12 protein-coding genes and 1 pseudogene are annotated in these 10154 nt (G+C 70.9%); 5 read left to right on the plus strand and 8 right to left on the minus strand.

What is annotated here, in order from left to right; genetic code table 11:
* A pseudogene (gene grpE / locus B2U11_RS12435) lies at window positions 1–191 on the minus strand (nucleotide exchange factor GrpE); the annotation flags it as partial.
* A gap of 98 nt (window positions 192–289) precedes the next feature.
* A complete protein-coding gene (gene hrcA / locus B2U11_RS12440; protein WP_292072107.1) occupies window positions 290–1360 on the minus strand; it encodes a heat-inducible transcriptional repressor HrcA in 1071 nt (356 codons plus the stop codon).
* A gap of 44 nt (window positions 1361–1404) precedes the next feature.
* Here hrcA and rph point away from each other — a divergent pair, with 44 nt between their 5' ends.
* A complete protein-coding gene (rph, locus tag B2U11_RS12445) occupies window positions 1405–2130 on the plus strand; it encodes a ribonuclease PH (RefSeq protein WP_292072109.1) in 726 nt (241 codons plus the stop codon).
* Window positions 2131–2191: 61 nt separating this feature from the next.
* Window positions 2192–2578, plus strand: coding sequence for a hypothetical protein (locus B2U11_RS12450; protein WP_292072110.1), 387 nt, complete (start codon window positions 2192–2194; stop codon window positions 2576–2578).
* Window positions 2579–2580: 2 nt separating this feature from the next.
* On the opposite strand, the gene B2U11_RS12455 is transcribed toward B2U11_RS12450, so the two are convergent.
* The 5 genes from B2U11_RS12455 to B2U11_RS12475 all read right to left on the minus strand — a co-directional run bounded on the left by B2U11_RS12455 (window position 2581) and on the right by B2U11_RS12475 (window position 5477).
* Window positions 2581–3087 carry a GNAT family N-acetyltransferase gene (locus B2U11_RS12455; RefSeq protein WP_292072111.1) on the minus strand — a complete coding sequence of 169 codons (507 nt, stop codon included), beginning with the start codon at window positions 3085–3087 and terminating at the stop codon, window positions 2581–2583.
* Between the two features lies 1 nt (window position 3088).
* The gene (locus B2U11_RS12460) at window positions 3089–3520 is read right to left on the minus strand and encodes a DUF1178 family protein (protein WP_292072113.1); all 432 of its coding nucleotides are present in this window, start codon (window positions 3518–3520) and stop codon (window positions 3089–3091) included.
* Window positions 3517–4356, minus strand: coding sequence for a carbon-nitrogen hydrolase family protein (locus tag B2U11_RS12465; RefSeq protein WP_292072115.1), 840 nt, complete (start codon window positions 4354–4356; stop codon window positions 3517–3519). Before B2U11_RS12465 ends, B2U11_RS12460 begins: the two co-directional genes overlap by 4 nt.
* Window positions 4357–4359: 3 nt before the next feature.
* Window positions 4360–4617, minus strand: coding sequence for a glutaredoxin 3 (grxC, locus tag B2U11_RS12470; protein ID WP_292072117.1), 258 nt, complete (start codon window positions 4615–4617; stop codon window positions 4360–4362).
* A gap of 65 nt (window positions 4618–4682) precedes the next feature.
* Entirely contained in the window at window positions 4683–5477 is a 795-nt protein-coding gene (locus B2U11_RS12475) for a ComF family protein (protein WP_292072119.1), read from the minus strand.
* On the opposite strand from B2U11_RS12475, the gene B2U11_RS12480 reads away from it, so the two are divergent.
* Window positions 5476–6369, plus strand: coding sequence for a class I SAM-dependent methyltransferase (locus tag B2U11_RS12480; protein WP_292072121.1), 894 nt, complete (start codon window positions 5476–5478; stop codon window positions 6367–6369). The genes B2U11_RS12475 and B2U11_RS12480 overlap by 2 nt on opposite strands.
* A 3-nt stretch (window positions 6370–6372) precedes the next feature.
* Here B2U11_RS12480 and B2U11_RS12485 read toward each other — a convergent pair whose 3' ends face one another.
* Window positions 6373–6990 (minus strand): alpha-ketoglutarate-dependent dioxygenase AlkB, encoded by a 618-nt coding sequence (locus B2U11_RS12485; protein ID WP_292072125.1) that lies wholly within the window; start codon window positions 6988–6990, stop codon window positions 6373–6375.
* A gap of 227 nt (window positions 6991–7217) precedes the next feature.
* On the opposite strand from B2U11_RS12485, the gene dnaK reads away from it, so the two are divergent.
* Together dnaK and dnaJ are read left to right on the plus strand one after the other, a co-directional pair.
* Window positions 7218–9131 carry a molecular chaperone DnaK gene (gene dnaK, locus B2U11_RS12490; protein WP_292072122.1) on the plus strand — a complete coding sequence of 638 codons (1914 nt, stop codon included), beginning with the start codon at window positions 7218–7220 and terminating at the stop codon, window positions 9129–9131.
* Window positions 9132–9306: 175 nt separating this feature from the next.
* On the plus strand, window positions 9307–10154 hold an 848-nt coding region (dnaJ, locus tag B2U11_RS12495), incomplete at its 3' end, for a molecular chaperone DnaJ (protein ID WP_292072123.1).

Raw genomic sequence — 10154 nt, forward strand, 5'->3', positions numbered from 1 at the left:
GCCGCCAGACCGCGCTCCAGGGTGTCGGCCACGCCCAGCAGATCCTTGGCGAAGCGCTGGATGGCGAAGGCGCGGGCGTCGTTCTGCTGCGTCTCCGAGCGGCGCTTCAGGTTCTCCATCTCGGCGGCGACGCGCAGGGCGCGGTCCTTCCACTCGTCGCGCTCGGCGATGACGGCGTCCAGCGGGGCCAGGTCGTCGCCCGGATGCGAATCCAGGCCATGCTCGGCGTTGGCCTCGGCCTGATCGGCGTCCAGCTCGGTGAAGTCTTCGTCGTTAAGGGGCTTGTCGCTCACTTGTCGTTCCCGTCCAGCATCCGGCCCAGCACCCGGGCGGTATAGTCCACCAACGGGATGACACGGGCGTAGTTCAACCGCGCGGGTCCGATCACGCCGATGGCGCCCAGGACCCGCTGCCGGCCGCTCATATAGGGCGCCGCGATGACGGCGGAACCCGAAAGTGAAAACAGGCGCGTTTCCGCGCCGATGAAGATGCGTACGCCCTGCGCCGCATCGACCCCGTCCAGCAGGCCGATCAGCTGCTCCTTTTGCTCAAGGTCGTCGAACAGCACCCGCACCCGCTCCAGGTCGGCCAGGCCGTCCCGGTCCTGAAGCAGGTTGGCGCGGCCGCGCACGATCAGGGCGCGCTCACGGTCAGGCCCGCCGGACCAGGCGGCCAGGCCGTCCTCGACCAGGCGGGCGGCGGTCTGGTCCAGTTCGGTCCGGGCGGCCTCAAGCTCGCCGGCCATCTCGCGCCGGGCGTCGGCGAACGGGCGGCCGCGCAGCCGCGCGTTCAGGAAGTTGGACGCCTCGACCAGGGTGGAGGGGGTCACCCCCGCCGACAGGGTCATGATGCGGTTCTCGACCGTGCCGTCGTCGGCGACAATGACCGCCAGGGCCTGGTCGGCGCCCAGGGCCACGAACTCCACGTGCTTGACGCCCGCATCGCGCACCGGGCTGGACACCACCCCCGCGCCGCCCGCCAGGCCGCTGAGCAGGTTGGACGCCTCGTCCAGGGCGGATTCGAAGTTGCGGCCCCGCCCCGCCAGCCGTCCGTCGATCTCCCGGCGTTCGTCCTGGGTCAGGTCGCCGACCTCCAGCAGGCCGTCGACGAACAGCCGCAGCCCCGCATGGGTGGGAATCCGCCCGGCCGAGGCGTGCGGCGACGCCAGCAACCCCGCCAGCGTCAGATCCTGCATGGTGTTGCGGATCGAGGCCGGAGACAGCGCCACCCCGCCCAACGACAGGGTGCGCGACCCGACCGGCTCGCCCGTATCCAGATAAGACTCGACGATGCGGCGAAAGATGTCGCGCGCGCGCTCGTCCAGGGCGGCCAGGCTGGCCGAGGGGTGGATCAGGCTCATGGTTTCAGGATAAGCACCGCCGCCAGCTCTTCCAAGGACAAGCCATGCGCCCTTCGCAACGCACCGACGACCAATTGCGCGCCGTCACCATCGAAACGGGCGTCAACCGCTACGCCGAGGGATCGTGCCTGATCGCCTTCGGCCACACAAAGGTGCTGGTGACGGCCTCGGTCGAGGAGACCATTCCCGGCTGGATGCGCGGCAAGGGCCAGGGCTGGGTCACGGCCGAATACGGCATGCTGCCGCGCGCCACCCACACGCGCGGCCGCCGCGAGGCGGCGGCGGGCAAGCAGACCGGCCGCACCCAGGAAATCCAGCGTCTGATCGGCCGGTCCCTGCGCGCCGTGGTCGACCTGAAGGCGTTGGGCGAGCGGCAGGTGGTGCTGGACTGCGACGTGATCCAGGCCGACGGCGGCACGCGCACGGCCGCCATCACCGGCGCCTGGGTCGCCATGGCTTCGGCCCTGAATTATCTGCGCGACGAAGGCGTGCTGAAGGCCGACCCGATCCTGGACCAGGTGGCGGCGGTGTCGTGCGGCGTGTGCGACGGCGTGCCCGTTCTGGACCTCGACTATGAAGAGGACTCGCAGGCGGAGGCGGATTCCAACTTCGTCCTGACCGGTGCGGGCCAGATCGTCGAGGTGCAGGCGACCGGCGAGAAGCGCGGCTTCTCGCGCGCCGAGTTCGACCGCCTGTTCTCCCTGGCCGAACAGGGCTGCGGCGAACTGTTCGCCCGGCAGAAGGCGGCCCTGGCGGCGGTCGCCCGCTGAATTCCGCGCGGAGCCTCGCGCCGTCCCGGGCGTTACGACCCGCACCGATCACGAGGTTCGCATGAAGATCGCCGCTTCCCTTCTGGGTCTGAGCCTTTCGTTGGGGCTGTCGCTGACCGCCTGTCAGCAGCAGTCCGCCGCGCCCGCCGAACCGGCGCCGGCCGCCGCGCCCGCTCCGACCGCGCCGCCCGAGGCCGCCCCGGCTCCGACGCCCACTCAGACTCCGGCCGAAACGTCCCCGGCCACCCCGACGGCCGATGCGCCCTGCCGGGATCAGATCGGCGAAGCGGCGGCCACCCGGTTGGCGGAGCGCTGCCGCATGGTCAGCCCGGCGACCCATCCGCCCTGCAACGCGGCCAACCCCTGCGCCCTGATCCAGAACGAGATCGACCGGTCCTGCGCGATGTGGAACGACGGCGAAAATCCGCCCAAGGAGTGCGAAGCCTGAGGTCAGCCCAGCGGGCGGACCATGTAGCGGGCGTCCGAGCCATAGCCGGCCAGCTTGGCCGCCATGCCCGGCGGGTCTTGCGGCGCGAAGCCGTGGCGCGCCCAGAATCCGGCCGCGTCGTTGACCGCCACCAGGGCGACGGCCGGCCAACCGTCCTCGATCGCCTGCTCGACCAGCCGATCCACCACCGCCGCGGTCGCCCCGCCGCCCCGCGCCTGGGGGTGCAGGGCCAGGTCGTGCAGATAGATCAGGTCGGCGTCCGCGGGCAGGCCTTCGATCACCGTGTTCAGCGCCGGCGCCGACCCCGCCCGCCACGGATAGGCGATCAGATAGCCCCGCGCCGGCCCCTGCGCCCCCTCCGCCAGGACGAAACATCCCCGCGGATACAGCGCCAGCCGGTTCTCGAAACAGGCCTGGTCCTCGAAATGGTCGGGAAAGGACAGGCGCGCGACCTCCACCACCCCGGCCACGTCGTCCGGCCGCATCGGCCGCCAGGCGAGACCCGCCATATCAGTTCACCTTGGCCTTGTCCGGCGGGGCCGCCGGCAGGGGGGCGACGGGAACGCCGTCGTCCTTCAGCTTCCTGACCTCGGCCGGGGTGGCCTCGCCATAGATTTCGCGCTTGTCGGCGCGGCCCTCGTGGATGTCGCGCGCCTCGCGGGCGAAGGCGTCGCCGACGTAGTCGAAGTTGGCCTCGACATGGGCGCGCACCTCGCGCGCCGCCTCCATCATCAGGGTCTGCATTTGCGTCGCCATCTCGGGGGCGGCGGACCTCTTCGTGCCGGCGACCGACGGGGCCATGATCGCCTTCTCCACGGTTCGGGAACCGCAGAACGGGCATTCGACGAAGCCGCGCGCCGCCTGGTCGTCATAGTCGGACGAGGAGCCGAACCAGGCGTCGAATCCGTGGTCGTGGTCGCACTTCAGGGCGTAGCGGATCATCGGGCGGCGGCGAAATCGCGGTCGTGGGTCAGGGACGGTATGGCCGAGCGCGCCCGGGCCACGGCCCCCATGTCCATTTTCGCGTGAAGAACGCAAGGCTCGTCGTGATCCGCCCGGGCGATCACCTCGCCCCACGGGCCGACCACCAGGGACCGGCCCCACGTCCGCCGGCCGTCCTCGTGCAGCCCACCCTGGGCCGGCGCCAGGATAAAGGCGCCCGTCTCGATGGCGCGGGCGCGCAGCAAGGTCTCCCAGTGCGCCTCCCCGGTCGGGGCGGTGAAGGCGGCGGGTACGGCGATCATCGACGCGCCCGCCTGGGCCAGCTGGCGATGCAGGTGCGGAAAGCGCAGGTCGTAGCAGATGGTCAGGCCCAGCCGCCCCCAGGGCGTGTCGGCGACCGCCGCCGCATCGCCGGGCCGCACGGTCGAACTCTCCCGGTAGCGTTCGCCGTTGGGCAGGTCGACGTCGAAAACGTGCAGCTTGTCGTAGCGGGCGACGATCCCGCCCCGGTCGTCGATCAGCAGGGATCGGTTGGCGGCGCGGTCGTCGCCCCGGCGCCCCGAACGCACGATGGCGGAACCGACCAGCAGCCAGATCCCCAGCTCGGCCGCCAGGCGGCGCAGGCCGAGCACGGCGTCGTCGGCGTCCTCGTCCGCCAGGACGGCGGCGCGACGGTCGCGGCGCTGCTCCAGCAGGTTCGTCCCCTCGGGGGTCAGGACGAAGCGGGCCCCGCCCCCGGCCGCCTCGCGGATCAGGGGCGCGACATGATCCAACCCGCCGCGCGCCGTCGCCGGGGTGCGGGTCTGGACCAAGGCGATGTCGAGGCCGCCCGTCATGGATCAGGCGGCCAGCAGCGCATCCAGCTTGCCCTCGCGGTCAAGCGCGTGGATGTCGTCGGAGCCGCCGACGTGCTTTCCGTCGATGAAGATCTGCGGGAAGGTCATGGCGCCGCCGGACCGCTCGACCATCTCGGCCTTCTTCTCCGGGTCGTTGGAGGCGACGATCTCGGTGTAGTCGACGCCCTTCTTCTTCAGCAGCGACATGGCGCTGAAGCAGTAGGGGCAACCGGGCTTGGTGTAGAGGACGACGTCGGCCAAATCAGATCTCCAGGGTCAGGGCCCGCCGCTGGAGCAGCGAGGCGCCGCGCGGCGGGCGTTGCGGATTACATAGACACTTCACGGGCGTTTCGCACCCGGGCGATGACGGCCAGATCGACGCCGCGCGCCCCGGCGTCGAGCAGGGCGCGGGCGCAGGCCTCGGCCGTCGCGCCCGTGGTCAACACGTCGTCGACCAGAAGGATGCGGCGACCCTTGATGCGGCGACGCCCGGCCTCGGTCACGGCGAAGGCCTTGCTGACGTTCAATCGCCGCCCCCGCCGGCTCTTGCCGCCCTGGCTGTCGGTCCGGGCGGCGCGGATCAGGGCGTCGGGGACATAGTCGAGGCCGGCCGTCCGGGCCAGCGGCCGGGCGATCTCGGCGGCCTGGTTGAAACGGCGCGACAGAAGCCGGAACGGATGAAGCGGCACGGGCGTCACGACGTCCGCCTCGGCCAGCAGGTCGGCGGCGGCGCGGCCGATCCAGCGCGCGAACAGGGGCGCGAACTGCTGCTGGTCGCCGTGCTTGTAGCGCAGGATCAGGCCACGCGACGCCTCGTCATAGACGCAGGCGGCCCGCGTCCGCTGGAACGGATAGGGCTGGGCCAGGCAGGCGGCGCACCGGTCCTGGGCGAAGGCGCCCCCGTCGTAGTCGAAGGCCGCCCCGCAGCCGTCGCACACCGGCGCCTCCAGAAAGGCGATGCGGCTCCAGGCGTCGGGCGTCAGGCCCGCGGCGGCGGTCGCCTCGCGGCTGTCGTGGGCCATCGGCGGCAGGATCAGGTCGGCGGCGGCCCGGCCCAGGCCTCGCAAACGCACGCCTGCCCCTTTCCACGCCGTGCGCCAGGCCCCATCCTGCGCCTCCATGACCGACCCCTCCCTGGCCCCCTCAGGCCCCCCGCAGATTTTCGACGCCCGCCGCCGCGCGGCCCGGCTGGCCCGCTCGGCCCGCCAGTTCCCTGAGGCGGACTTCCTGCACGCGCGGGCCGCCGAGAATGCGGCCGGCAGTCTGGAGGCGATCCTGCGCGACTTTCCCGTCGCGGTCGACCTCTCGGCGCAACCGGGGGTGTTTTCCCGCGCGCTGGCCGCCAGCGACGCGGCGGGCCGCGTCGGCTCCGTATCGACGCCGCCCCCCCTGGACCAGCGCGCCGCGCCGGGCGCCGCCGCCCTGCCCCTGACCCCCGACTCGACCGACCTGATCGTCTCCTTGCTCAGTCTGCACTGGGCCAACGACCTGCCCGGCGCCCTGGCCCAGATCCGCCGCGCCCTGAAGCCGGACGGCCTGTTCATCGGCACACTGTTCGGGGCCGGCACGCTGAAGGAGCTGCGCGGCGTGCTGACCGAGGCGGAGCTGGCCGAACGCGGCGGCGCCCAGGCGCGGGTCTCGCCCTTCGCCGACGGCTTCGACGGCGCCGCGCTGCTGCAGAGGGCCGGCTTCGCCCTGCCGGTGTCGGACGTGGACCGGCTCACCGTGCGCTATCCCGACCTGGCCGCCCTGGTGCGCGACCTGCGCGCCATGGGCGAGACCAATGTCCTGGCCGGGCCGGTGCGGCCGCTGTCGCGCGCCGTCTTCGCCCGCGCCGCCGCCCTTTACGCCGAACGCCACGCCGAGGCCGACGGCCGCATCCCCGCCACCTTCGAGATCGTCCACCTGGCGGGCTGGAAACCGCACGAGAGCCAGCAGAAGCCCCTGCCGCGCGGCTCGGCCAAGATGCGGCTGGCCGACGCCCTGGGGGTCAAGGAACAGACCGGGGACTGAGGGTCAACGCGCCCTTCGGAGCGTCAGATTGATGCGCCCCCCGCCGGGGATCAGTCGCGACGACCCCGCCAGCACGCGATCCACCCCGTGGCGCGCCATCCGCGCCGGGCCGGTCAGGGCGCACACGTCGCCGCTTTCCAGCTTCAGCGCGGAGGTCCGCCCGTCCGCGCCGGCGATGCGGAACATCGCCGTGTCGCCCAGCGACACCGACAGCACCGGCGCCTTCAGGTCCGCCTCGTCGCGATCCTGGTGCAGGCCCATCTTGGCCGCGTCGCGATACAGGTTCACCAGGCAGGCGTCGGGCGGATCGGGCCAGTCCACGGTCGCGCGCCACAGGTCCAGCAGGCGGGTCGGGATCGGCGGCCAGGGCCGGCCGGTCTCGGGATGGGTCGGCTGGTAGCGATAGCCCGCGCGATCCGACACCCAGCCCAGCGGGCCGAAGTTGCTCATCCGCACCGACAGCGGCCGCCCGCCCGGCGTGACGGGCCGATAGAGGGGCGCGTCCTCCAGCCCGCGCATCACCGTCTCGACCATCTCCGCCTGCATGTGCGGCGACAGCGCCCCGCGCCACAGGCGAAAGCCCGGAACGGCGGTCGGCGTCTCGGTCGGGGGCGGCGTCATCGCCACGACATAGGCGCCGGCCCCGCGCGTGCAAAAGGGCCGCTTGATCGCAATCAAGGCCTTGCGGCCATAGGGGTGTTTCCCATATCGGGGCCAGCTTCGGAGAAACCCCGCGAAAACTGGGGCTATCCGGAAAGTTCAACGCCAACCCACTGGGGGCGGTCACGCGCGGCGCTTCGTCGAAGGCCGCCGCATCGCCCGCCGATACGGAGAGAAATAGAACGCCCATGGCCAAGATCATCGGCATCGACCTCGGCACCACCAACTCGTGCGTGGCCGTCATGGACGGCAAGAACCCCAAGGTCATCGAGAACGCCGAAGGCGCCCGCACCACCCCGTCGGTGGTCGCCCTTCAGGACGGCGGCGAAACCCTGGTCGGCCAGCCCGCCAAGCGCCAGGCCGTGACCAACCCGGCCAACACCTTCTTCGCGATCAAGCGCCTGATCGGCCGCAACTTCGACGATCCGGTGGTCGCCAAGGACAAGGGCATGGTGCCCTATGAGATCGTCAAGGGCCCGAACGGCGACGCCTGGGTGCGCTCGCACGGCAAGGACTATTCGCCCCAGCAGATCTCGGCCTTCACCCTGACCAAGATGAAGGAGGCCGCCGAGGCCTATCTGGGTGAAAAGGTCACCCAGGCCGTCATCACCGTCCCCGCCTACTTCAACGACAGCCAGCGCCAGGCCACCAAGGACGCCGGCAAGATCGCCGGCCTGGAAGTGCTGCGCATCATCAACGAGCCGACCGCGGCGGCCCTGGCCTATGGCCTGGAAAAGAACGACGGTCAGAAGATCGCCGTCTATGACCTGGGCGGCGGCACCTTCGACGTCTCGATCCTGGAGATCGGCGACGGCGTCTTCGAGGTGAAGTCGACCAACGGCGACACCTTCCTGGGCGGCGAGGACTTCGACGTGCGCCTGGCCGACTATCTGGCCGACGAGTTCAAGAAGGAACAGGGCGTCGACCTGCGCCAGGACAAGCTGGCCCTGCAGCGCCTGCGCGAGGAAGCGGAAAAGGCCAAGAAGGAGCTGTCCTCGACCGCTCAGTACGACGTCAACCTGCCGTTCATCACCATGAACGCGTCCGGCCCGCTGCACCTGAACATCAAGCTGACGCGCGCCAAGCTGGAAGCCCTGGTCGGCGACCTGATCCAGCGCACGATCGAGCCGTGCAAGAAGGCCCTGGCCGACGCCGGCCTGAAGGCCTCGGACATCGACGAGGTGGTGCTGGTCGGCGGCATGACCCGCATGCCGGCCGTGCAGGAAGCGGTGAAGACCTTCTTCGGCAAGGAGCCGCACAAGGGCGTGAACCCGGATGAAGTCGTGGCCCTGGGCGCCGCGGTCCAGGCCGGCGTGCTGCAAGGCGACGTCAAGGACGTGCTGCTGCTGGACGTGACCCCGCTGACCCTGGGCATCGAGACCCTGGGCGGCGTGTTCACGCCTCTGATCGAGCGCAACACGACGATCCCGACCAAGAAGAGCCAGACCTTCTCGACCGCCGACGACAACCAGTCGGCCGTGACGATCCGGGTCTTCCAGGGCGAACGTCCGATGGCGGCCGACAACAAGATGCTGGGTCAGTTCGATCTGATGGGCATTCCGCCGGCCCCGCGCGGCATGCCGCAGATCGAGGTCGCCTTCGACATCGACGCCAACGGCATCGTCAACGTCTCGGCCAAGGACAAGGCGACCAACAAGGAACAGTCGATCCGCATCCAGGCGAACGGCGGCCTGTCGGACGCCGACATCGACAAGATGGTCAAGGAAGCCGAGGCCAACGCCGCCGCCGACAAGGCCCGCAAGGATCTGGTCGAGGCCCAGAACGCCGCCGACAGCCTGATCCACTCGACCGAGAAGGCTTTGGCCGATCACGGCGACAAGGTCGGCGCCGACGAGAAGACGGCGATCGAGACCGGCCTGGCCGAACTGAAGACCGCCCGTGACGGCACGGACCCCGAGGACATCCGGGCCAAGACCAATACCCTGGTCCAGGCCTCGATGAAGCTGGGCGAGGCCATGTACGCCGCCCAGCAGGGTTCGGGCGACGCCGCCGAGGGCCAGCCGGCCGACGACGGCGTGGTCGACGCCGAGTTCGAGGAAGTCTCGGACTCCGACAACGCCGACGACAAGAAGAGCGCCTGATCGCCTCAGGTCGCTGAAATGACAGGACCCCGCTTGTCTCGCGATGGGCGGGGTCTTTTCATGAAACTTGCATCATCCGTCCCGGCCCCCATGTCAGCCGGGACATCGTTTCCCGCCAGCGTCCGCAGAGGCGCGACGGCGGGGCCGACCGGGGAAGTATGAGGACCAACGCCCGATGGCGCGTGACTACTACGAGGTTCTGGGCGTCGAGCGCACCATCGACGCGCCCGGCCTGAAGGCAGCCTATCGCAAGCTGGCGATGCAGCACCACCCGGACCGCAACGGCGGCTCCGAGGAATCGCTGGCCGTGTTCAAGGAAATCTCGGAGGCCTATGCGGTCCTGTCCGACGACCAGAAGCGCGCCGCCTACGACCGCTACGGTCATGCCGGGGTGAACGGCGGCGGCAATCCGTTCGGCCAGGGCGGCGGCGCCGGCTTCAACGATCTGAACGACATCTTCTCCCAGGTGTTCGGCGACGCCTTCGGCGATGCGTTCGGCGGCCGCCAGGGCCGCGGCCAGGGCGGCCCGCGTCGCGGCTCGGACCTGCGCTACGACCTGGAGATCACGCTGGAGCAGGCCTACAAGGGCGCCGAGGTCGAGATTTCGGTTCCCGCCACCGCCACCTGCGAAACCTGCGAGGGCTCGGGCGCCAAGCCGGGCGCCAAGCCGACCACCTGCACCACCTGCCGCGGCGCCGGACGCATCCGCCAAGCCAACGGCTTCTTCCAGATGGAACGGACCTGCCCGTCCTGCGGCGGCGCCGGCCAGCGCATCGCCGCCGCCGACGTGTGCACGACCTGCCAGGGCCACGGCCAGGTGCGCAAGACCCGCACCCTGAACCTGAAGATTCCCGCCGGCGTCGACGACGGCTCGCGCATCCGCCTGTCGGGCGAGGGCGACGCCGGCCAGCGCGGCGGCCCGCGCGGCGACCTGTACGTCTTCCTGTCCGTCACCCCGCACGAGCTGTTCGAGCGCGACAACCTGGACCTGCTGGTCACCGTTCCCGTGCCGATGACGGTGGC

Source organism: Brevundimonas sp. UBA7534 (assembly GCF_002479325.1).
Classification (GTDB): Bacteria; Pseudomonadota; Alphaproteobacteria; order Caulobacterales; family Caulobacteraceae; genus Brevundimonas.